This is a genomic window from Bradyrhizobium sp. CCBAU 25338 (assembly GCF_028128965.1).
Lineage (GTDB): Bacteria > Pseudomonadota > Alphaproteobacteria > Rhizobiales > Xanthobacteraceae > Bradyrhizobium > Bradyrhizobium liaoningense.
Window position 1 is genome coordinate 965037 of the sequence record NZ_LFKY01000043.1, and the last position, 20945, is coordinate 985981.

Below are 20945 nucleotides of genomic sequence, written 5' to 3' on the forward strand. Positions count from 1 at the left end.
GAAACTCGATCATCGACGATATCATCAACCGGTCGGCGCAAGCTTGAGGCGGGTCAGTATCGCCACCAGATCTTCGAATTTGAAGGGCTTCTTCAGCACCGGCCGGCCCGCGTAACCGTCTCTCAAGTTATGACCGGTGTTGCCGGTCGCATAGACAAACGGCACACCGTGCGCGGAGAGTGCGTCCGCCACAGGATGACTATCGTTGCCATCCAGATTCACGTCAAGCAAGGCGACGTCGAAAGCTTGCGCCTCGATCAGCGCGAGCGCCTTATCGACCGTCGCGGCAGATGTCACCGACTTGCAGCCGAGGTCCCCAAGCATGTCTTCAATCATGATGAGAATCAGCATCTCGTCCTCGACCACGAGGGCTCGCCGGCCGTAAAGGAACTTATCCACCACGAGCGTCTCCTGCCAAGGGAACGTCTATCGTGCAGATAAGACCGTCGGGCCGATAGTCGAGCTGCACCGTGCCTTCCAGCTCATGGGCGAGGCCACGCTCAAGCACCCGCGAACCAAATCCCTTGTGTGCCGGCGGCGTGACCGGGGGCCCGCCACTCTCCTTCCAGCTCAGCAAGAGCCGTTTTCCAGCCGGTGTCTTCTCTGCCGCCCACGCGATCTGGATTGATCCGGCCGCGTTGGACAAGGCGCCGTATTTCACGGCATTGGTCGCAAGCTCGTTAAACGCGATGCCGAGGGCCAAAGCTGATTTCGGTGAAAAGCGGATGTTTTCACCCGTGATCACGATGCGATCCGCCCGGCCGCCCGAAACTCCGAACGGCTCCAGGGCATCGTGCGCGATATCGAGCAGACCGGCGCCTTCCCATCTTTCGCGGGTCAGCAGGTCGTGCGACCGGGAGAGCGCAAACAATCGCGATTCGATGGATTGTCGGATCTCCTTAGGATCGGTGGTTGCTCGCAATGTCTGCCAGACAATCGATTGCACCGTAGAAAGGGTATTCTTGACGCGATGGTTCAGCTCGTCGATCAGCATCCTGGAGCGGACTTCCTCCTCCTTGTGCTTGGTGAGATCGATGAGGGATGCAAAATACTGAACGATGGCGCCGCCCCCATCGCGTACCGGACTGACGAAGAGCGCAGCCCAGAATTCGCTGCCGTCCTTGCGGCGGCAGAGGACCTCCGTGCCGCCGCTGGACGAACCCTCGAACTCGGCTTTGGTTCGTGTCAGGGCCTCGGCATCCGAACCGTCAGCCATCAGGAAATTGAATCCTTTGCCTAGCACTTCGTCCCGGTCGTAGCCGGCAAGGGCGACAAGACTGTCGTTCGCAAAAATGATCGGGTTGTCGGGTTTTGCCGCGTCCGTAAACAGCATGGGCATCCGGGTTGTTTCAGCGGCGACGACAAACGGGCCGAGGTCCTTCCGGAAGCTGTCGACTGCGGCTTCGGCGCCCTTCTGCCGGTCAGATTTTTCCGTTATGTCCGACATGTCCCCAACCGATCGATGCGCCTTGCGGCCAGCGCTGAGATGACGGTGCTGCGGGCTTCTTCCTCAGCCGAGCATTTTCATGATAGCATGATGATGCTGCTGCCGGAGCAAATCATTGCGGCGGTCAAAATCCAGTTCACCTGGATCTGCTTGCGGCGAACCGACGGACGAAATGGGGGGCGAAGCGGGCGTATGAAGGCGGACGTTGTATCACCCGCGGCTCCCCAGGCCTCCGTTCCTTCTCCGGCGGAGGCAGTTGAGAAGCTGCCGCAGGCCGCCCATCCTCTGCTACCGATCATGCCGGGCGTGGTGGCCAGACCCGCTCTCGCGGACGCACTCGTCAAAGCTACACCGATACACGGCTTCAATCTTGCCCGGGACCTGAGCTTGTTCGCGCGCGTGCTTCGGCAGGCTGACGGCGGGCGACGGGTGATGGCGATCTTCATTGCTTCGACTGTCGTCACCATTGCCAATATGTTGGGACAAGTCCAACTCAATGATTGGAATGGCCGGTTCTTCGACGCCGTCGGCCGCAAGGACCTGTCGGGCTTCGTTCATGATCTCCAGACGTTCGTTGTGATCATCGCCATTTTGTTGGCGCTCACGGTCGCAAACACCTATCTCCAGGAGCGCCTGAAGTTTCGACTGCGGGAATGGATCACCCTTCACCTCCTGGCCGAGTGGCTCAAGCCGTTGCGCGTCTATCAGCTCGGCTTTGCTGGCGAGTATGGTCGCAACCCGGATCAGCGCATCCAGGAGGATACGCGTCTTTTGGGCGACTACACCGCCGACCTTGGCTGCGGCGTCGTATATTCCTTGCTTCAGCTCATAGCTTTCGTCGGCATGCTCTGGACGCTCTCGGCGCAAGTCACGTTCCAGGTCGCGGGCTACGACATCGCCATTCCCGGCTACATGGTCTGGTGTGCGCTCGCTTATGCCTTGACGGGGTCCGCTCTGACCTGGATCGTTGGGCGACCGCTGATTGCCTTGAACGGTGAGCGATATGCGCGTGAGGCGGAATTCCGCTTCGCACTCGTTCGCGTCAACGAATCCGGCGAGAGCATCGCACTCCATGGCGGTGAGATCGACGAACGACGGCATCTCGAGGCCGCGCTCGCGGCGGTCGTAGACACGATGCGACGGATATCCTCCTCGCTTGCTCACCTGACCTGGATCACATCGGGCATTGGCTGGCTGTCGCTGGTCGTTCCGATACTGGTAGCCGCACCGGCCTATTTCGGCGGCAATCTGACGCTGGGCGGCCTGATCATGGTGGCGGGCGCGTTCACCCAGGTGCAATTGGCGTTGCGATGGTTCGTCGATAATTTTTCGCGGCTCGCCGACTGGCGCGCCGCGGTTCATCGGGTCGCGGCGTTTCGCGAAGCGCTCGACAATCTTCCTGCGGTCGAACAAGGCGCCGAGGAAATCAAACGCGCGGTGCACCCGGAGGGACATCTCGCTTTCGAAGCCGTGCGCATCCTTTTGCCGGACGGGCATATCGTTATCGATGACGCGACGGCCAGCATCACCCCTGGCGAGCGCGTCCTGATTGTCGGCGACACAGGACGAGGAAAATCGACACTCTTCCGCGCCGTGGCGGGTTTATGGCCATGGGGTTCCGGAACAATCCTCACGCCTCCACCCGATTCCATGGCGTTCCTGCCGCAGCGCCCCTATCTGCCGTTGGGCACGCTACGCAACGCCCTGAGTTACCCGAGCCCGCCCGAAGCCTTCCTCGATTCGGATGTGCGACAGGCCCTGGAGCGGTGCGATCTCGGCGATCTCATTTCCAAGCTCGATACGACCCAGCGCTGGGACAAGGAGCTTTCGCTCGGCGAACAGGAGCGCCTCGCCTTTGCGCGCCTGCTCCTTCACAAGCCGGGATGGGTCTTTCTTGACGAAGCAACAGCCGCGCTTGACGAAGACAGCCAGCGTCGCGTCATGGCTCTGTTCGATGATGAGCTGAAGCAGACCACCGTGTTGAGTATCGGTCACCGCCCGGATCTGGCCGTCTATCACACCCGAACGCTTCAGCTTGTTCATGGACGTGACGGTGACCGCCTCAAGCTCAAGCCGCCCCCGGCGCCACCTCCCCCGCGGCGCTGGCTGCAACGGCTCGACGACTGGCTGCTGAGGATCGGATCATAATGGATGACGGTCTCAGCCTGCTCCACATCTTTGATTTGCATCAACAAGTCTCCGCCACCTCCGCTACAAGATGAGTTCCTGATTGGAAACCCGCTTTGAAATCCGCCGCTGAGTCATGCATGAGGCAGCGACGTCGCGATCCGAACCGCAAAAGGAGATTGGGCAATGTCAATTTGGACCATCATTCTGATCATCTTGGTGATTGCGCTGCTGGGCGGCTTCAGCGGGATCGGTGGCGGTCCGTTTTACGGTACTGGTTACTACGGCGGTGGCGGTCTCGGCCTCGTGATCGTTATCCTGCTGATCTTACTTCTGCTTGGAAAACTCTGACCAACCGGCGGCCCGCAAATAGGTGATGAGCCGGGCTGTAACGCCACTATTCCACAGGTCTAGCCTTGAGATTGCTTCTGGCGAGCCTGTTCGTGGTGCGGTGGAGTTCGTTGAACTGGATGGGCCAGACCAGCCATCAAGGCGAAGCACACAAATCGAGAGTTCGGACAATGTCGCGCAATATGCTCTACCTCGTCATCGGCGGGCTCGCTGTCGTCACGATGATCCTAGGCTATCAATTCTACCTGGAGCGACAGAAGACCAGTGGCGTCGAGATCAGCATCGGCGACCGTGGAATCTCAATCGAAAAGAAGTAGCGGGACTCTTTCTCGGTGATGCCGCCGGCTATCATCGCCGGAAGCTTGAAAGTCGCGCACTCAACTTGGACTGCCAGTAGACCAACAATTTCCCAAGGTCCCGTCAAAGGAGTCGGACAATGTCGATCGGACTGATCCTGGTCATCATCCTCATCATCTTCCTGCTCGGAGGCTTCAGCGGCCGCTTTGGCGGCTACGGCTACGGCTTCGGTCACGGCGGCATGGGCGTGATCGGGATCATCCTGGTCATCCTCGTCGTATTGCTGCTGCTGGGTCGGCTCTGATCCCGTCAGGGGCCAGCTGCGTCGACCGCGCGGCGCTGTCCAGGAAAATCCTGTCACGAGCGTACAGAGTCCCAACAAGCGCCAACCGGGGCACGTGGCGACGGTTTTCCCGTCCGCCGTTACCTCGGGTGGAACTCGGCGGAAGAGCGCCGTTTATCTGATTCGATCTTTCTGAGCGGTCGCCAGGCCATGATCAGGCGAGCAAGGCATCCGCCATTGGTATTGCTGCCCGGTCAAAATGAGGGCTGCTCGAAAGAGGTAGCCGCCACTGGAGATCCGGATGCGCCAGTCGAAGCCGACGCAAGCCGCCGATGAAGAGGTGTTTGCGCCCGCGTCTGTCCTGCTGCAGCGCCTGCACGACGAGGCACCGACCGATCATTTCACTCTGGGTTGGCTGATGGGCCGCCTCCACAAACGCTCCTTCGGCCTCATCATGCTGCTGCTTGCTGTGGTCGCTATCGCACCGGGTGTCTCGATCGTGGCCGGCCTGCTGCTTATGATTCCCGCGTTCCAGATGATCGCCGGTCAGAACATGCCCGTGTTCCCACGCCGCATCGCTGTCCATCCGTTGCCGACCCGGCACCTCGCCGCTCTGGTGCAGCGAGCTGTTCCCGTGCTCCGGTATCTGGAGAAACTCATCCATCCGCGCTGGCCAACTCCGCTCGACGCGACGAACCGTGTCGTCGGCGCCGTCGTCGTGCTGCTGAACATCAGCCTGCTCTTCACGCCGGTCCCACTGAGCAACGTCGTGCCCGCGCTCGTCATCGCGCTGATCGCGCTGACCTATCTCGAGGAGGACGGGCTCCTGCTCTCGATAGCCCTGCTCATTGGCGGCGTCGTGCTGGCGGTCGAGCTGGTGGTTGTCTGGGAGACCGTCCTCGGCGCGAAATGGATCGTCGGGCTCTGGTGAACCACAATCGTGGCCAACCCGGAGGATGCCCTTCCGGGTGCGTCCTGATTGGTTTGTATCAATTCTCAAGCTCCCGCGGCAGCAACGAAGTGCCTGGGCCCAAGATGTTTCACAGGGCGCAGTCCTCACGGAGATACATGGTACGATGTGAATCCTCCCGATTCCGGCGGTCGCCTTCTTGCTGATCCTGCAAAAGAAAGGCCCGGTATCTCTACCGGGCCTTCTGTAATTACTGAGCTCCAACGAGCTGGATCTAAAAATCCATACCACCCATGCCGCCACCTTGAGGCATGCCGCCACCGACGGCGTTCTTCTTTGGCAATTCGGCCACCATGGCTTCGGTCGTGATCAGCAGTGCGGCAACAGAAGCCGCATTCTGAATCGCCACACGAACGACCTTGGTCGGATCGATGATGCCTCTTGTGACCAGGTTGACGTACTCGCCGGATTGGGAATCAAAGCCATAGCCATACTGATCCTTCTCCAGGATCTTGCCGACGATCACCGAGCCGTCTTCACCGGCGTTGATCGCGATCTGGCGGGCGGGAGCCGACAGCGCCTTGCGCACGATCTCGACGCCGGTCTTCTGGTCGTCGTTCTTGGTGCGCAGGCCCTTGAGATGCTCGGAAGCACGCAGCAGGGCGACGCCGCCGCCCGGCAAGATGCCTTCCTCGACGGCCGCACGGGTCGCATGCATCGCGTCATCAACGCGATCCTTGCGCTCCTTCACCTCGACCTCGGTCGCGCCGCCGACGCGGATCACCGCGACGCCGCCTGCGAGCTTGGCGAGACGCTCCTGAAGCTTCTCACGGTCGTAGTCCGAGGTGGTCTCCTCGATCTGCGCCTTGATCTGGTTGACGCGCGCCTCGATGTCGGCCTTCTTGCCGGCACCGTTGACGATCGTGGTGTTCTCCTTGTCGATCATCACCTTCTTGGCGCGACCGAGCATGGCGAGCGTGACGTTCTCCAGCTTGATGCCGAGATCTTCCGAGATCGCCTGGCCGCCGGTCAGGATCGCGATGTCCTGCAGCATGGCCTTGCGGCGATCGCCGAAGCCCGGAGCCTTGACGGCCGCGACCTTCAGGCCGCCACGCAGGCGGTTGACGACGAGAGTGGCGAGCGCCTCGCCTTCCACGTCTTCTGCGATGATAACAAGCGGCTTGCCGCTCTGTACGATGGCTTCCAGGAGCGGAAGCAGTTCGTTCAGGCTGGAGAGTTTCTTCTCGTAGATCAGGATATAGGCGTCGTCCATTTCAACACGCATCTTGTCGGCGTTGGTGACGAAGTAGGGCGAGATGTAGCCGCGATCGAACTGCATGCCCTCGACGACCTCGAGTTCCGTCTCGAGCGATTTGGCTTCTTCAACGGTGATGACGCCCTCGTTGCCGACCTTCTTCATGGCGTCGGAGAGGAACTTGCCGATCTCCGCATCGCCATTGGCCGAGATGGTGCCGACCTGGGCAATCTCCTCGTTCGAGGTGACCTTCTTGGAGTTCTTGACGAGATCGGCGACCACGGCGTCCACCGCGAGGTCGATACCGCGCTTTAGGTCCATCGGGTTCATGCCGGCGGCAACCGCCTTAGCGCCTTCACGGACAATCGCAGCCGCGAGCACGGTCGCGGTGGTGGTGCCGTCGCCGGCCGCATCCGCCGACTTGGAGGCAACTTCGCGCACCATCTGGGCGCCCATGTTCTCGAACTTGTCCTCGAGCTCGATCTCCTTGGCGACCGTGACGCCGTCCTTGGTGATGCGGGGAGCGCCAAACGACTTTTCGAGCACGACGTTGCGGCCCTTCGGGCCGAGCGTCACCTTTACCGCGTTGTTGAGAATTTCAACGCCGCGCAACATGCGATCGCGGGCATCGACACCGAATTTGACTTCTTTGGCTGACATAGCGATCTCCGTTTTCAACTGGCCAGATCCCAAAGGCCGCACAACTGGCGAGCTCTTGAGAGATGAGATTTGAATTGCCGGCCTCATCCTTCGAGAACCCGGCTATGCCGAATCCTCAGGGTAAGGAAAACTGTCTGGCGCTTACGCCGCCTTCTTCTTGGCGATCGGCAGGTCAGTGAGAACGCCCATGACGTCGCTCTCCTTCATGATCAACAGCTCCTGGCCGTCGATCGTGACCTCGGTTCCCGACCACTTGCCGAACAGCACGCGGTCGCCGACTTGCAGGTCGATCGGGATCGGCTTGCCGGCTTCGTCGCGGCGGCCGCGGCCGACGGCGATGACTTCACCCTGGGAGGGCTTCTCCCTGGCAGTGTCCGGAATGATGATGCCACCAGCGGTCTTGTCTTCGGCCTCTATGCGCTTGACCACGACACGGTCATGGAGCGGACGGAATTTCATGCGAGTCTCCCCTTGGCTTTTGTGATTATTTCTGGATTGGAGTCGTAAATGAACTACGTGCCGTAAACGGCGTCCATTAAGACGTCGGTCTTCGTTTCAAAAGTTAGCGGCGACCAGATCGTAAGACCCCCTGCTGCCGCGGACGTACACCCTGGCAGCGGCGGCACATATTGCATCACGATTGGAATCGAATGCGTTCAGGAAGCCCGATTCATTGGGGTGAGCGTCCGGTTGAAGTCGCCTCAGCGCGTCTTCCTCTATGAAGAACGATGCCTCTAACGCGCTATCGTATCCCCAAAAACGCACGGCATGCCGCGTTCGGTCATATGAACGACTATAATTGGGAAACTCGATCACGGTTGATTCCCAAATTCTCGCAACGGAACGAGATGCTGAAAGCGACCCGACCGCGCTTAACCGTAAGTGGCTACTCTGGAACCGGATTACAACCTGCCCACGGAAATTAAGTTACGACGATTCGTCGCGATCCGGTGGAGCGCCGCGATATTCCCCCATATCTCCGCGCAATAGATTCAGTGTTCATGGGTGGCTCGTACGTCCGGTATTTCTGCCGATCTCTCGGCTGTTGATCGTCGCTGCAATAGTTATCCAGTGGAACCATTCTCTCACGAGCCCATTGGCTCACTGACACAATTACTTTTGGAGAAATCTTATGAAAGCTCTCACAATCATTCTGGCTGCCACGGCAAGCACGCTTGTTGCGGCCGCCGCTTCAGCCGCCCCGCTTTCCGCCAACGCAACAGTTGGACCGGAGAGCGACCTTCAGAACGTTCGCATGGTCTGCAACGAAGACGGTCGCTGCTGGCGCCAGCGTGACGAACGCCGCGTCATCATCCGCGACAGGCGCGATGCTTACGGATATGCACCCCGCCAGCGTCACATCGAACGGCGCGGCTATGAGGACCGTGGCGGCATCGGCTTCAGCGCTCCCGGCGTGAGCGTTGGAATCGGGAACGGCCGATACTGAAAGACGACGAAATACCCCAGAAAAATGGCCGCGGAGAAATCCGCGGCTTTTTCATTGGGACCCATCCCGAATGGCAAGGATCGAATGCGTCAGGGTGTCTGCCGTGGATTTGTCCCGACCTGCCGACGCAAGGAGCGTTCGTCCCGACGCAACCGTTCGGCAAACCAAAACGCCCCGATCGCGACGAATGAGAGAAGAACAATTCCTCCACACGACAGGAAGGTAAGCGTAAGATTTACATCCATGATTCTCCCAAGAGAAGTGTCCGCCTCGAGCGGAAATACCGCCAAGGCGATCCGGCGGCGCCAATTCTTAAGCGGCTAGGTTGCTGGCAGACGACAACCCCACTCCCCCTGTCACAGTAAATAGTTTCGCCTGGACCATCGTTATTCCATGGACGGGCATTATATCTTGAACATCACCGCGCGCTTCTCGGCTGTTATCGGTGACTGAGAGCATTGTGCTCCCGCCGCGACCAAAAGGCGGTCTATATGTCAGACATCTCCCAGTTAGGACTCCGCGAGTGGCTGCGGCCTTCGGTACTGCTGCCGATCTTCTTCGCGATCGTGATCGCTGCTGCAGTGCTTGTTCAGTGGTAGTTGCTCCCCTGCGCGGACTCGAGCCGCCATCTCTGGCCGGCGGCTCATTCGGGCCAATGACGCGAGTCGAAACATCATTGGCCCACAGGCTGGGGATCCAGGCGGCCGACGCGCTGGATCGAGCCGGCAAGATGCCTCCAGGCCGCGGGCGCCTCGAGGCAATGCAAAAGGCGACAATCCTTCAGAACGCTTCTGACATGATGGAGCATTTCAGTCGCAAGATCGGAGTGCCGGCAGAATGACCGTCGTCAGCTGTTTTTGATGCCAGAGAGCGCGAAGTGTCCGACAGGCTGCAGAAGCTGATCCTCTAAGAGCTGCACCACCAGATCAAGAGCACGCTTACCGGCTCGCCCCAATCGTCTGCCAGAGCCTATGGGGGCGGTCACTGGTCACCGCCGAGGAATCGCACGGCTAAGAAGCATTGATTGCACAGTGCCTGGCTGGCGGCTGAGCAATATTGCTCAGCAAGTCGTCCAGGCGCGGACTAAGATTGATTTGCAGAACGAGCCCTTCGAGATGTCTCGAACGTCTCAGCGCGATAGATCCTGCGAAACCTTGCGTCGCTGTCGGCGCGGTACCGGGTGTCATGCGTTGCGTTGTGCGAACACCGAAGGTCGTGATCATTCCGGTCGGCGACGATGTCCCGACTTTGCCAGCCAATCCAAGAGCAATTGGACATGATTCAAAGTGCACCAGAAGCCCGCTCGTTGGCACAGTTGCTGGCGCGCTATCGCCAAGCCGACAATTCTCGCGCCATTTTTGAGCTGGTGATCACAGCAGTACCGTTCTTTGTCATCTGGGCTCTGATGCTGGCTGGTGTTGCCTACGGCCACTGGATCGGTCTGCTGCTGGCGGTGCCTGCGGCGGGCCTGCTCGTTCGTCTTTTCATGATCCAGCACGACTGTGGCCATGGGTCGTTCTTTCGGGCTCGCCTCGCGAACGACTGGGTCGGGCGATCCCTTGGCGTTGTTACCCTGACGCCTTACGATTACTGGCGGCGCAACCATGCCCGCCATCACGCGAGTTCGGGCAATCTCGATCATAGGGGCTCCGGCGACATCGACACATTGACCGTGAGCGAGTTTGCCGCGCGGCCTCGATGGCGCCAGATCCTCTATCGCCTGTACCGGCATCCGGCTGTGATGTTTGGCGTAGGCCCCACGTACTTGTTCGTCCTGCGGTTTCGGCTTCCGATCGGGATGATGCATGGCGGCTGGCGGCCGTGGCTGAGTACAATGGGTACGAACCTCGCCATCACGGCTCTGGTCGCCGGCATGATTTGGCTGGTCGGCCTTGGCCCATTCCTGCTGGTGCATCTGCCGATCATGATTCTGGCGGCGTCGATCGGTGTGTGGTTGTTCTACGTTCAACACCAGTTCGAGAACACGTCGTGGTCACGTGATGAGGCCTGGAGCTTTCACGATGCTGCGCTCTATGGCAGTTCGCATTACCACTTGCCGGCTGTCTTGCGCTGGTTCACCGCGAACATCGGCGTCCATCACGTCCATCATCTATGCAGTCGAATCCCCTGCTATCGGTTGCCGGACGTGCTCCGGGATCATCCGGAGCTCGCCATCGTGGGGAGAATCACCCTCTTCGAGAGCTTGCAATGCGTGTCGAGGACCTTGTGGGACGAAAAGGAGCGGCGGCTCATTTCATTCCGAGATGCGGGCCTCGGCCAGAAGCCGGAGTTGAAAAGGTCTCCATTCGCCTGACCCGCACGGATCTTGGAAGCCGCCGCGGTTACCATGATGCAGCGTGTGCCGCAGAGCGAGCCCACAGTCGCGGCGCCGGAAGCGATGTCACAGCGGCCCGTCGCAAGCCGGTCTGCGGGAATGCGTCACCATCGCCGACCCCAATTGCCGCCCCATCGACCTCCCCATCCGCTGCCACCCCGAAGCAACCGAACGATGAGCAGCAGCAATATCGCTCCGATGGTCGCATTGACGATCGCACTGATCATTCCGGTACCAAGATGGATGCCGAGCTTAGGTAACAACCAGCTTCCGACAAAGGCGCCCAAGATCCCGACAATGAGGTCACCGATGATTCCAAAGCCGGTTCCCTGGACGATTTGACCCGCCAACCAGCCCGCAGCGAGACCGACAAAGAGTATGACCAGCAGCCCTTCGCTCGACATATGCATCGTGACACCTCAGGCACCCGGTTTGGAGGTAGTATTGCAGGGTGGTCCGCCCTGCGTCTGTGCAAATTTGATCAGCTTGTTGGAATATCGGGTTTGGCGCGCGGTATCTCATTCGGTTTCCGACAATTCCATTGGTCGGATCGAACTCGACCCAGCCGGAACCGGGGACGTAAATTTGGCACCAGGCATGGGTGGCGCCCCCGCCCAGCCAGGCAGGTCCATCGCGATCCGGTACGCAGATAAAGCCCGTAGTAAAGCCATCGACCGACACGATCTTCGGGATCGGAGAACCATCCAGATCGGAGGCCTCTTCCTCATGATACGCAAATGGATGGTCCCTTCGCGTAGATCTGGTCCGCGTGGCGGTGGCCAGAATTCCGAGTCAGGCCATTCCTTTGTTCGGCACGTATTGGGGGACTGGCGAGGATGAGATCGGGATGAACGTGGACGTCAACGTCAAAACAGCGTCGGCTCTTTTGTAGTTATTTGCTAAATGAGATAGCATCAACCTCAAGCACCGCCAGAGTGCTAGAGCTTGCGCCGGCGCAACATACCAGAGTGCAGAGTGAGCATACTCAAAATCAAAGCGGTCGAGTCCATCTAGTAGATTTGAGGAACGCCAGTGAAGATCCGGGTCGGCTATGAGATGATCTACGATTTTCCGCAGCCCACACCCATGATCATGGTCCTGGGTGTTCATTTTACCCGGGCTTCAGATGTGATCGTGCCCGATTATCTGACCACTGACCCCTCGGTTGCGATCGTCCCCTACCGCGACGGCTTCGGTAACTGGTGCAGCCGTATCGTTGCCCCAGCGGGTCGAATGCGTCTGGCGGCTGATGGGATCGTTCGGGACACAGGCCTGCCGGACGTCGTTGTGCCCTCGGCTTCCCAACACGCGGTCGAGGACTTGCCGGCAGAGACGATCGTGTATCTGCTTGGCAGCCGCTATTGCGAAACCGACCAGCTGTCCGATGTCGCGTGGAAACTCTTTGCGAAGGAGCCGCCTGGATGGGCACGCGTTCAGGCGATCTGTGATTTCGTTCACAATCACATTCAATTCGGCTATGAGCACGCGCGCGCAACCAAGACCGCCCGGGACGTTTTCAACGAGGGTAAGGGCGTGTGCCGAGATTTCGCGCATCTGGCCATCACGTTCTGTCGCTGCATGAACATTCCAGCCAGATACTGCACCGGCTATCTGGGCGACATTGGCATGCCTCCCCCCTACGCCCCAGGAGATTTCGCGGGATGGTTCGAAGCCTATATTGGCGGGCGCTGGTACACGTTCGATCCACGCAACAACGTCCCCCGGATTGGACGTATACTGATTGCTCAAGGACGTGATGCCGCTGACGTCCCGATTTCCCAGACATTTGGACCCAACACCTTGGTCAGCTTCAAAGTGTGGACCGACGAGATCCCTTCCTAAGCGGGATACAGTGAGTCTGGGCCCCGGGTTTAGTCCCACAGAAGCGACTTGAGCCTGTGCCGGAACGAATGTCGGTGGCGTAACTTGGTGAAGGGCGACCGGATGCAAACGCCCCCCAAAGCATCCGAGGAAATGACGGCCTTGGAGCGCCCCCACGCTCTGGGGCCGTCTGTTCGGGCGGTCCTTCTAGTCGCGCTCTCTGAGCAGAGGCTTCTCGTGCAACACCGCACTCAGGAGCGAGTTGTGGACCTCGATATGGCCATTATAGCTGATGAGTCCCAATCTTCGAAACTTGTTCATGAAATAGCTGACCCGCGATCGCGTGGTTCCGATCATCTCAGCCAATGTTTCCTGACTGATACTCGCGCTGATCGGCTGCGGGCTGCCTTCCTTGCCGAAATTCGCGAGGAGCAACAGCAGACGAGCAAGCCGCCGTTCGCTCGAATTGAATAGCTGGTCGATCAGGTCCTCCTCAATCCGGCTGTTCCTGGTCAGAAGGTACGACATGAACAGCTGTGAAAATTTCGGCTCGTCGCGAATAGCCGCCATCATCGCTTCTTTGGTTATCGACGTGATGACGCAATCTTCCATCGCTGTTGTCGTCGCGATACGTAACGTATGACCATTCATGCATCCCTCGCCAAAGAACTGGCCAGGCTCCAGAATCGCAACGACCGCCTCCTTGCCCTGCTCCGATACGACCGTCAGCTTGACCTTCCCGCTTTGAATGTAAAACACCGAGTCCGCAGCGTCTCCTTGCTCAAACACATGCTGGTTCTTGCGAAATGTGAGAATTGCTTTGCCCGCGCCCATCTTGGCGAGAAATCTTTTGGGGTCGAACGCGTCCTTGGTCGATTTCGCCACGTATGGACTCCTTTGACTGGACGAAACTTACTCGCTTTCGATCAGTCGCCAAGCGAACGGAGACGAGCAGCTGCTTCTGCCGCCCAGAACCTGCAGGGGCGACCTCGTTAGGCAGACTTTACTCCCTGATTGCTCGCAATTCTACGGGAAGAGCCACCTTCCAAGCGGCGCGGTTCACTGTGCGCCCATCAGTAGGCCTTCGCCATTCACAGACAAGGCGGCGCTCGCCCTGCGCGCGACACGACCTTGAGGTGGAGCATAGAGAGTATGCGGACCCGGCAGCGCGACGCGCTGGTCAATATAGCTCACCATGGAGCGCTTGACGGGATCATTGCAGAAGGCAGCAGCGACACGCCTCTTTGCGGGGCCTGCTTTGCACCCTCGCTATTCGAACCTTCCATACCCATATCCTGTGTGTCTGATCGTACCGTCGGGCAGTTGAGTGCGGCGCACTTTCCTCGACAGGCTGCCGACATGAATAAGCGCCGACAATAGGAGGATTCCCATGTCACCTGCGCACTTTCGAATCGATGACGGGCCGCACAGCATGGACGGGCTCCGGCTCTTCGCTCGGGAGGGCAACGAACGGGTCGAGGCCTTCATGAGCCGGAAGGTGGTGGACGTTTGGGCGGAATCTGTCGAGCATCGCGGAGGACGTCAAAGCCTCTTCCGAGATCAATACAACGCACTCGGCAGACTGAACCTCCCCGCACTCCAACGGATTGTGCGCGCGAAATACGAGCGAGGCGCCGTATTCAACCGCCAACATCCCTTCGTCGAGATTCTATTCTCTGACATTGTCGAAAGTGGCGAGGCTTTGGATCTAAGCGAACTGGTTCGAGAGGCGTTGCCGCCGGCATTTCACAGGCTGACCTGAGATCTGAACGCTGCGACCGAAGCGGCAACGATGAGTGGCGCTCCGCTTAACCATGGTTGATGTCATGCGGTCACTTCAGCGCAAGCGAACAGAGAACCAAATCGGCTACAGCATCTCGCAACTTGTTCAATTGCGCTGCCAGATGCTCCGGTTTGCTCGGTCGCTCCCGCTCGGACCCGAGCGGAATCAGCGCCGGCAAATCGCATCTTCCTTGCGTAGCCTCTCTAGAAGCAAGCGGTGATCCGACGATGCGCCCTCCCTCGGAGGAGGAACGCACGGAGCGCAAGCGTCGACTGACAAGAGGCCCGAATCTCGCCAGGGGCCTCGACCAGCCTCGACCGGCCGAGGCAAAGGAGCCGCTCTCGCATCAATGCCATGCGACACTGGGCGCCATGACAATGGCGACGGCGCGTCGTCAATGCGAACAGCAGTCAACTAGAGCGTCCCAGATGCGTCGCTGCGCTTCGGCCTTCCTCGCGCATTCGGAAGTCTCTGCGTCGTCCGATTGTAGGAAATTTGCCGCAGAAGTCGATGGGTACGGAAGAATCCAGCGCTCCGAGATTGGATCATACCATTTTCCGATTTTCATCTACGACACACCGTGTTTGCTCGCTGCAAGGCCTACGCGGACACGACTCACGGCAAACCAGTCAAGGCCACCCTTGCAATGCGCGCCAACCTGCGAGTGCCAACCAACATACATAGGCTTCCGTTCCTGCGGAACATTGGCCAGCTCTTGCCGGCCTGTGCCATCGCACCTTTCTTCGCGCCGCGTGGTGCCAACCTGGTCCAGTGCTAGACGTCCCAGCGAGCAACAAGTGCCCTGTGGGAGCGTTCCTAAGCCTTGGCAAACCGTTGTGGGGCATTCCCGCCGATACGGGTCTCGGAAGCGGCTTCGTCGATGGCCGCCATCAACTGAGCAGTGGCAGACTGTTGGATCATATGCCCTGCTCCGGCGATGCGGCGCAATCTGCTGTGCTTGACTTCACCATGCAGTCTGACCGATTGCTCGTTGATGTCGATTATCCGGTCGTCATCGCCGGCAATTATGATGGTGGGCATCTCGAGTTGCTCGTAGGTCTGCGAGGCTTCGTATGCCGCGGGTATCATCAACGTCGCTTCCGCAGCACTGGCACGCATCTGTGACGGTCGCACCGCCATTTCCCTGGGGAAACCATCGAACTTTTCCGGGATTGGCTGCGGACCGAACATCTTGCGCAACATGGAAGGCCACAGGAGGCGGCTGAGAATTGGCGAGATGGTGTGAGTGATGGCATCGCCCATCCCGGGGATCGCCGATACCGAAGATGCCGCCACGTCGGCACGGACAGTGGGAAAATAGTATCCCGATGCCAGCACCAAGGCTTCGACAAATGACGGATGTCTTATCGCCAGCGCAAGAGCGACCGAAGCACCCCATGAATGTCCAAGCACAATCGCACGTTGAACGCTCAGCCGATCCAGCGCTTTTCTGAACAGATCTGCCTGTGCTTCGGGCGTCCAGATCACATTCCGCGGCCGCGAGCTGTGTCCAAATCCGGGGCGGTCGAACACGATCACCCTGTAGCTATCGGCCGCCAGATCGATCAAGCCGCTTGATTCAAAATCCTGGATCATGCTGCCGTTGCCGTGAAAGAGCACAAGCGGACGCCCATTGCCGCGTTCCACGTAGTGCAGCCGGACGCCATCGATCTCCAAGAACTGCCCACGCGGCGGGTTATCGCGTTCCGCTTTCCTGGCGAATTGCTGGTTTACGATCGCTATGGCACCGACAAGAGTAGCTGCCGCTGCAAAGGCCGCACGCGCAGGGTGCCGCCGCAAGACGGCCACATAGTCGGACAGGAGGGAGGGGGAACGTGTTCGCGGAAGAGCCATGTGCAGTACCTCAGTTGGTCTGCACGATGCCTCAGGCGAATTGAGAAATGTTGCAGCTCATCGTCAACGGGGGCGGTTGGGCTTTCGTTCCACACAGTTTTGGGGCGGCATCGCAAGCATGTACGCTGCGATCGTTACGAGGTTTTCATGCGTTCGTGTTCGCACCCGTCACGGTCGCTGTCGCTTCTCGCAGGAGCTGGAATTTCTCGCTCAAGCCGTGGCGCGATTGCCTCACTGAGTTGCGCATACCGAACGAACACAAGTCAATGAGACAGAGTTGGAACATAGCAACACTGATCTCGTTCAACTCCGTTACCCTTTCTCAGGAGCGAGTGTCCAATGGCCAACAACAAAGATCCCGATGAGAAGCAGCCCGGCGAGAATCCGGAAGGCAAGTATCACTTCAATCCCGGAAACATGGCTGGGAAAAAGCCGGAGGATGCAGAAAAGACTGACGAAAATCGCGGCGCTCCACGTGAGCACAAAGACCACAAAAAGCCCGCCGGCTAAACTGCTCGGTGGCCGCACGGGATGGACAGCGGCCATCTGCCTCCGCACACCTTCTGCCGCAACTCGACGGACTGCAGGCGAAATTGGTTGGCCACTGCCCGGTAGCGAACTCCCGAATCCGGACGACACGGGGGATGGTCTTTGGCGAGGCGCTTCCAGGACTTGAGTGCAGCGGCCCGGACAAGATGGCCGTTCATCTCGTCTCCGAGCGTGGGCCGCCGACCTGCCGAGAACAGGAAGCTTGCGAGGAACAAAGGGTGAGAAGGCGGTTTGTATCTGGCGGCAGAACCAGGAGACTGGGAGCCGCGAGGAAAAGCCGTTCGGTGTAACGCCCGGACGGCTTTTGTTTGACGGCGTGTTTCTTGATATCCTTGGCGTGTCATCCGGCGTCCGCGGCGTTTGCACCGGGATTTTGACGTGCCGGTGCTTCAGAAGCCTCCTCTCGCCATGTTGCGATGGATTGTGGTCAAGTGGGAGCAGCTAAGGCGACCTTTCAGAACGACGCCGTCACACACAGGGATGACGCCAGTTGGCCACGCGGCAAACTGGAGCGACGCGAACGTCCCACCCAGCGCGAAACAAGTCCGGCATTTGGAACGTTGGGGCTGAGCCGGGTTTGGTCAAGCAGGAGGTCACCATGACCAAGACATCAGACCACGGCATCACGCGCGTGCGCGGAGAAGACCAGCCTGCGGACAAGGAGCGGGCCCAACAGGCGCAGAAAATTGAGCTTGGCCACACACCGCCTGTGGTTAGGGAAGAGGCAAACGACCGAGACTGATCGGTATCATGAGCTGATCGCGCGGGCTGCCATCAGGATCCGGGCGCCTCATCATGCTGCCTTCTGCGGCTGCTCGAGCGCGGCAATAGCTCGAAAGCATCAGCGTGAGGCTCTCGCCCTTAAGCATCTGCGTCTTGATACTTTCCAGCAGGATCTCGGCCGCCTGCTGAGGATCTGCGATCCCACCCGAGCGGTCCAGAACGTTCTATGAGAGCTGGAAGTAGCAGGTCGTGCGGGAGAACCGCCCCGCATGACCTGCCGCTCCTTCATTTCGGAGCCAGCACTCTGGGTGAGGACAGCCACTCGCTGATTTGAGCGCCAGTCTCAGCCTGTCGAGCTTTGCGGATTGCTTGCTCCCGTTCAATACCCGGCGGAAGCGATCTTGCCTTCTGACGCAGGAGCCGCGCTTGTTCGGCAAGGCGTTCTTCAAGCGAGCTGGTTTGCCTGAAATAGCGTCGCTGCATGTCGCGCTCCTTGTCCAGAGAAGGCGGGAGCGCGATAGCGTTCTCATCACCGACAGATGCCGAGGGCCGCGCGGTGGTGGACAAAGTGTGGCACTTTCCGGTCCGATGTGCCGGTCAATATTGATCACCTCGCGAAGGGTGAGTGGGACGAGCGCCTCACCGCTCAGAAAGAATTGCGCGAAGCATCGGCTCATCCTCGACGATCAGGACGCCCAGGAGAGCTTCGCTCGTTCATATTAGGCCTTCTCAGGCGCGCAACAAATGTCGTCAGCCGGGACACACTCCCGCGGTCACACCTTTAAGCGCCGCAATCTGCACACATCTCGCTGAGCTCGCTCGGCAATGTGCCCCTTGACCGGCTTTCCTCGCATATCGCCGCAGGTCGAATGCCGCACACCTCCCCACACGAAGATGACAGGCGTCATCTGCGCGGCAGCCGGATAGAAAAGCACGTCCCTGTCTGTTCGTTCGACACCACAGAAATCTCGCCGCCATGGGCTTCGACGATCAATTTTGCGATGTAGAGGCCAAGCCCAAGGTGCGTGTTGTGCTCGGACAGATTTCCCACATCCTGCCCGCGTGTCCAGGACTGAAAGATTGACTTTTGCGTATCAGGCAGGATTGAAGACCCGAGATTGTGCACGCTGATTGTAACGGCATCGGGATCGTGACCTGCGACGGTCACCGTGATCGGGGTCGTTACGTCGCCATATTGGATAGCGTTGCCCATCAGGTTGGACAACACCTGTCCCAGGCGCGCGGAGTCGCATGAAACCAACGGATCACCGTCATGTGTGACCTCAAACTTCCGATCTGCGTTGACGGCACGAAACTCATCCGCGATTTCCTGACACAAAGCCGCAACGTCGACCCTGGTCTTTGTAACCGGGATTTGAGTGCCGAAAGACGAGCGCGTGAGATCGAGCAGATCGTTCAGAATCTGTGTTGCGCGCCCTGCCGCCATCCTGATCTCCGAAACGACCCTCGCCTGCTTTGCGTCGGTTATTGCAGATCGCTCCATCCAAAGAGCCCCCATTGAAACGGCGCCGAGGGGATTGCGCAGGTCGTGGCCAAGGACGCCCAGAAACAGGTTGCGCGAGTCGTTTATCGTCTTGGTGTAGTGCGCTACCGACTCCGTGACGGCCTGATCGATCGCTTCGTTGAACCGCGTCAAATCCTCGATATCGGTTCCGGCGAGCGTCCTATGGTGCGCAACCCACTGCTTGACAACGCTTGCCCGAAGCGCCCTGTACTCCGAGACCATCTGATCAATATCAAAGCCGTCGGCGAGACGTAGCGCGGCATGAAGCTCGGCCGCGCTTTGAGAAAAGGCGCTATCTTGCGGGCCGTCGCCCCGCGATTTATCGAACCGCTCCCGCGCGGTTTGTACAGTCTCGAGGTCGTCCGCCACAAACCCAAGAAGATCGACGATATGATCTTCAAGAGCCAGTTTCGACATCTGATCGCTAGCCGGGGACAGCGTTCGAGCGAACTCCGTCCATTCTTTCACGATAGGAGCGTGGTTCTGTCGAATGAAGTCAGCCAGGCGTTCATACTTTGGCCGCTCAGTAGAATTACTCAAAGCGAGCTCCCAAGTAGATGACTGCGAGAACCAATCGAGCCGGCACCGCGAGCGCCTCTGCTCGCGAAACGGCCATGCCCGGCCGGCATTCTGGAACAACAAGTTTCGAGTATAGCTACCGCCTTCCGCGCTGTCACAACTGACTGCCTCGGGCGGAGGAGAACGTTGCAACCGGAACCTCGGGGATAGCGTCCGCGGGCCATTGCACCGCCCCTGTAATGTGGAACCCATTCGCCGAACTCGCCGGCGCACCTCTGCCTTCTCATCTACCAGGGGTATCGGGGTTGCTGCCGCGGCGCCCAACAGACGTCGATACGCCGAGCTTCGATACCATCACGCTGGCAGACCTGCTCTGACGCTCCGGTGGCGGTTCCGTCGCGGGCAAGAAGCCGTGTCGAACGGTCGCACTTTGTGAACGTGTAAGCCCGGTTTCTTGGAAGTATGTCACGGCCGGCACTTGCCAGCCACATTGCGCTGTTAAACAGCTTGGATGACGTTGTAAGGCAGATCTCGCTCGCCGTCGCCATCATTTGGTGGTGATCGCGTCAGCATCGCTGCCGAGCGCCGTCAAGAACAAGCGGAGGTCACGATCATCAACTCAAATTCGTTGGCAAGTGCTGTCTCCTTCGGACAATCTCGTTCCATGGTCCGACCGAACTAGGTGATGCGCATGAATGCATTCAAGATAAAGATCGCACGCATCGAGATGATTCCGCCGAATGAACGCAGCGAGGACATTAGCCTGACGTTTCAATTCGAGAGCCGTCAGACCAGCTTTGCCTTGCCGATTTTTCTAAGCTCTTGCGAATTCGACGATACCGAGATCGTCAAGGTGGCTCGAAGCAAGTTACACGACGTTTTCCGGCAGCTCCGCGGCCAGTGCGAGGATTGGCAGCTGACAGAGGACGAGCGTCGCGAACTTGCAAGCATCAGCGTCCGGCCCGGCGTCAAGGCGCACGAGTAGGTCGGGACCACAAGTCGCTATTGAATTTGAATGCATGCCTCCTGAAATCGACTTTTTCGTCGCGGCGGGATGCG

At 59.2% G+C, this 20945-nt stretch carries 22 protein-coding genes and 2 pseudogenes; 13 read left to right on the forward strand and 11 right to left on the reverse strand.

All coding sequences use genetic code 11. From position 1 onward, the window contains the following. Positions 1–24 precede the first annotated feature (24 nt). Together ACM42_RS38280 and ACM42_RS38285 are read right to left on the reverse strand one after the other, a co-directional pair. Positions 25–402, reverse strand: coding sequence for a response regulator (locus tag ACM42_RS38280; protein WP_271533640.1), 378 nt, complete (start codon positions 400–402; stop codon positions 25–27). Then, the gene (locus ACM42_RS38285; protein ID WP_271533642.1) at positions 392–1447 is read right to left on the reverse strand and encodes an HWE histidine kinase domain-containing protein; all 1056 of its coding nucleotides are present in this window, start codon (positions 1445–1447) and stop codon (positions 392–394) included. Before ACM42_RS38285 ends, ACM42_RS38280 begins: the two co-directional genes overlap by 11 nt. Positions 1448–1486: 39 nt before the next feature. Here ACM42_RS38285 and ACM42_RS38290 point away from each other — a divergent pair, with 39 nt between their 5' ends. The 5 genes from ACM42_RS38290 (at position 1487) to ACM42_RS38310 (ending at position 5436) form a co-directional block, all read left to right on the forward strand. Further along, entirely contained in the window at positions 1487–3595 is a 2109-nt protein-coding gene (locus ACM42_RS38290) for an ABC transporter ATP-binding protein/permease (protein WP_271533644.1), read from the forward strand. Positions 3596–3760: 165 nt separating this feature from the next. After that, a complete protein-coding gene (locus ACM42_RS38295) occupies positions 3761–3925 on the forward strand; it encodes a DUF3309 family protein (protein WP_080584230.1) in 165 nt (54 codons plus the stop codon). Between the two features lie 170 nt (positions 3926–4095). Further along, positions 4096–4242 (forward strand): hypothetical protein, encoded by a 147-nt coding sequence (locus tag ACM42_RS38300; RefSeq protein WP_028181502.1) that lies wholly within the window; start codon positions 4096–4098, stop codon positions 4240–4242. 119 nt (positions 4243–4361) lie between these two features. Continuing rightward, the gene (locus ACM42_RS38305) at positions 4362–4526 is read left to right on the forward strand and encodes a DUF3309 family protein (RefSeq protein WP_080660040.1); all 165 of its coding nucleotides are present in this window, start codon (positions 4362–4364) and stop codon (positions 4524–4526) included. 280 nt (positions 4527–4806) lie between these two features. Beyond that, on the forward strand, positions 4807–5436 hold the full coding sequence (locus ACM42_RS38310) for an exopolysaccharide biosynthesis protein (protein WP_271533649.1): 630 nt from the start codon (positions 4807–4809) through the stop codon (positions 5434–5436). A gap of 253 nt (positions 5437–5689) precedes the next feature. Here the strand turns inward: ACM42_RS38310 and groL are convergent, their stop codons facing one another. The 3 genes from groL to ACM42_RS38325 all read right to left on the reverse strand — a co-directional run bounded on the left by groL (position 5690) and on the right by ACM42_RS38325 (position 8146). Beyond that, positions 5690–7330 (reverse strand): chaperonin GroEL, encoded by a 1641-nt coding sequence (groL, locus tag ACM42_RS38315; RefSeq protein WP_271533651.1) that lies wholly within the window; start codon positions 7328–7330, stop codon positions 5690–5692. 141 nt (positions 7331–7471) lie between these two features. Then, a complete protein-coding gene (locus tag ACM42_RS38320; protein ID WP_271533653.1) occupies positions 7472–7789 on the reverse strand; it encodes a co-chaperone GroES in 318 nt (105 codons plus the stop codon). A 96-nt stretch (positions 7790–7885) separates the two neighbouring features. After that, a complete protein-coding gene (locus ACM42_RS38325; protein ID WP_271533655.1) occupies positions 7886–8146 on the reverse strand; it encodes a DUF1488 domain-containing protein in 261 nt (86 codons plus the stop codon). A 316-nt stretch (positions 8147–8462) separates the two neighbouring features. Here ACM42_RS38325 and ACM42_RS38330 point away from each other — a divergent pair, with 316 nt between their 5' ends. Further along, positions 8463–8777: a hypothetical protein gene (locus ACM42_RS38330; RefSeq protein WP_271533657.1), complete on the forward strand. Its 315-nt coding sequence runs from the start codon at positions 8463–8465 to the stop codon at positions 8775–8777. A 1276-nt stretch (positions 8778–10053) separates the two neighbouring features. Then, positions 10054–11091: a fatty acid desaturase gene (locus ACM42_RS38335; RefSeq protein ID WP_271533659.1), complete on the forward strand. Its 1038-nt coding sequence runs from the start codon at positions 10054–10056 to the stop codon at positions 11089–11091. 125 nt (positions 11092–11216) lie between these two features. Here the strand turns inward: ACM42_RS38335 and ACM42_RS38340 are convergent, their stop codons facing one another. Continuing rightward, on the reverse strand, positions 11217–11522 hold the full coding sequence (locus ACM42_RS38340; protein ID WP_271533661.1) for a GlsB/YeaQ/YmgE family stress response membrane protein: 306 nt from the start codon (positions 11520–11522) through the stop codon (positions 11217–11219). A gap of 112 nt (positions 11523–11634) precedes the next feature. Next, a pseudogene (locus tag ACM42_RS38345) lies at positions 11635–11778 on the reverse strand (transglutaminase family protein); the annotation flags it as partial. A 91-nt stretch (positions 11779–11869) separates the two neighbouring features. On the opposite strand from ACM42_RS38345, the pseudogene ACM42_RS38790 reads away from it, so the two are divergent. After that, positions 11870–12004: pseudogene (locus tag ACM42_RS38790) on the forward strand (transglutaminase family protein); the annotation flags it as partial. 140 nt (positions 12005–12144) lie between these two features. After that, positions 12145–12954 (forward strand): transglutaminase-like domain-containing protein, encoded by an 810-nt coding sequence (locus ACM42_RS38350; RefSeq protein ID WP_271533663.1) that lies wholly within the window; start codon positions 12145–12147, stop codon positions 12952–12954. A 186-nt stretch (positions 12955–13140) separates the two neighbouring features. On the opposite strand, the gene ACM42_RS38355 is transcribed toward ACM42_RS38350, so the two are convergent. Beyond that, on the reverse strand, positions 13141–13818 hold the full coding sequence (locus ACM42_RS38355) for a Crp/Fnr family transcriptional regulator (RefSeq protein ID WP_271533665.1): 678 nt from the start codon (positions 13816–13818) through the stop codon (positions 13141–13143). A 505-nt stretch (positions 13819–14323) separates the two neighbouring features. On the opposite strand from ACM42_RS38355, the gene ACM42_RS38360 reads away from it, so the two are divergent. Continuing rightward, a complete protein-coding gene (locus ACM42_RS38360; RefSeq protein WP_271533667.1) occupies positions 14324–14695 on the forward strand; it encodes a signal transduction histidine kinase in 372 nt (123 codons plus the stop codon). 837 nt (positions 14696–15532) lie between these two features. Here ACM42_RS38360 and ACM42_RS38365 read toward each other — a convergent pair. Continuing rightward, complete coding sequence (locus ACM42_RS38365; protein ID WP_271533669.1) at positions 15533–16570, reverse strand: alpha/beta fold hydrolase; 1038 nt, start codon at positions 16568–16570, stop codon at positions 15533–15535. A gap of 339 nt (positions 16571–16909) precedes the next feature. Between ACM42_RS38365 and ACM42_RS38370 the strand changes: the two genes are divergently transcribed. Together ACM42_RS38370 and ACM42_RS38375 are read left to right on the forward strand one after the other, a co-directional pair. Beyond that, on the forward strand, positions 16910–17080 hold the full coding sequence (locus ACM42_RS38370) for a hypothetical protein (RefSeq protein WP_271533671.1): 171 nt from the start codon (positions 16910–16912) through the stop codon (positions 17078–17080). 637 nt (positions 17081–17717) lie between these two features. After that, complete coding sequence (locus tag ACM42_RS38375; RefSeq protein WP_271533673.1) at positions 17718–17861, forward strand: hypothetical protein; 144 nt, start codon at positions 17718–17720, stop codon at positions 17859–17861. A 266-nt stretch (positions 17862–18127) separates the two neighbouring features. On the opposite strand, the gene ACM42_RS38380 is transcribed toward ACM42_RS38375, so the two are convergent. Further along, a complete protein-coding gene (locus ACM42_RS38380; RefSeq protein WP_271533675.1) occupies positions 18128–18325 on the reverse strand; it encodes a hypothetical protein in 198 nt (65 codons plus the stop codon). A 421-nt stretch (positions 18326–18746) separates the two neighbouring features. Continuing rightward, positions 18747–19784: a sensor histidine kinase gene (locus ACM42_RS38385; protein ID WP_333922787.1), complete on the reverse strand. Its 1038-nt coding sequence runs from the start codon at positions 19782–19784 to the stop codon at positions 18747–18749. 793 nt (positions 19785–20577) lie between these two features. On the opposite strand from ACM42_RS38385, the gene ACM42_RS38390 reads away from it, so the two are divergent. Further along, positions 20578–20871, forward strand: a complete 294-nt coding sequence (locus ACM42_RS38390; protein ID WP_271533679.1) for a hypothetical protein — start codon at positions 20578–20580, stop codon at positions 20869–20871. Positions 20872–20945: the final 74 nt, after the last annotated feature.

Excerpts from the sequence above, each read along its gene's own strand:
- ACM42_RS38285 (WP_271533642.1), bottom strand. The coding sequence starts at position 1,447 with ATGTCGGACATAACGGAAAAATCTGACCGGCAGAAGGGCGCCGAAGCC.
- ACM42_RS38290 (WP_271533644.1), top strand. The coding sequence starts at position 1,487 with ATGACGGTGCTGCGGGCTTCTTCCTCAGCCGAGCATTTTCATGATAGC.
- ACM42_RS38295 (WP_080584230.1), top strand. The coding sequence starts at position 3,761 with ATGTCAATTTGGACCATCATTCTGATCATCTTGGTGATTGCGCTGCTG.
- ACM42_RS38300 (WP_028181502.1), top strand. The coding sequence starts at position 4,096 with ATGTCGCGCAATATGCTCTACCTCGTCATCGGCGGGCTCGCTGTCGTC.
- ACM42_RS38305 (WP_080660040.1), top strand. The coding sequence starts at position 4,362 with ATGTCGATCGGACTGATCCTGGTCATCATCCTCATCATCTTCCTGCTC.
- ACM42_RS38310 (WP_271533649.1), top strand. The coding sequence starts at position 4,807 with ATGCGCCAGTCGAAGCCGACGCAAGCCGCCGATGAAGAGGTGTTTGCG.
- groL (WP_271533651.1), bottom strand. The coding sequence starts at position 7,330 with ATGTCAGCCAAAGAAGTCAAATTCGGTGTCGATGCCCGCGATCGCATG.
- ACM42_RS38320 (WP_271533653.1), bottom strand. The coding sequence starts at position 7,789 with ATGAAATTCCGTCCGCTCCATGACCGTGTCGTGGTCAAGCGCATAGAG.
- ACM42_RS38330 (WP_271533657.1), top strand. The coding sequence starts at position 8,463 with ATGAAAGCTCTCACAATCATTCTGGCTGCCACGGCAAGCACGCTTGTT.
- ACM42_RS38335 (WP_271533659.1), top strand. The coding sequence starts at position 10,054 with ATGATTCAAAGTGCACCAGAAGCCCGCTCGTTGGCACAGTTGCTGGCG.
- ACM42_RS38340 (WP_271533661.1), bottom strand. The coding sequence starts at position 11,522 with ATGCATATGTCGAGCGAAGGGCTGCTGGTCATACTCTTTGTCGGTCTC.
- ACM42_RS38360 (WP_271533667.1), top strand. The coding sequence starts at position 14,324 with ATGTCACCTGCGCACTTTCGAATCGATGACGGGCCGCACAGCATGGAC.
- ACM42_RS38365 (WP_271533669.1), bottom strand. The coding sequence starts at position 16,570 with ATGGCTCTTCCGCGAACACGTTCCCCCTCCCTCCTGTCCGACTATGTG.
- ACM42_RS38370 (WP_271533671.1), top strand. The coding sequence starts at position 16,910 with ATGGCCAACAACAAAGATCCCGATGAGAAGCAGCCCGGCGAGAATCCG.
- ACM42_RS38375 (WP_271533673.1), top strand. The coding sequence starts at position 17,718 with ATGACCAAGACATCAGACCACGGCATCACGCGCGTGCGCGGAGAAGAC.
- ACM42_RS38380 (WP_271533675.1), bottom strand. The coding sequence starts at position 18,325 with ATGCAGCGACGCTATTTCAGGCAAACCAGCTCGCTTGAAGAACGCCTT.
- ACM42_RS38385 (WP_333922787.1), bottom strand. The coding sequence starts at position 19,784 with ATGTCGAAACTGGCTCTTGAAGATCATATCGTCGATCTTCTTGGGTTT.
- ACM42_RS38390 (WP_271533679.1), top strand. The coding sequence starts at position 20,578 with ATGAATGCATTCAAGATAAAGATCGCACGCATCGAGATGATTCCGCCG.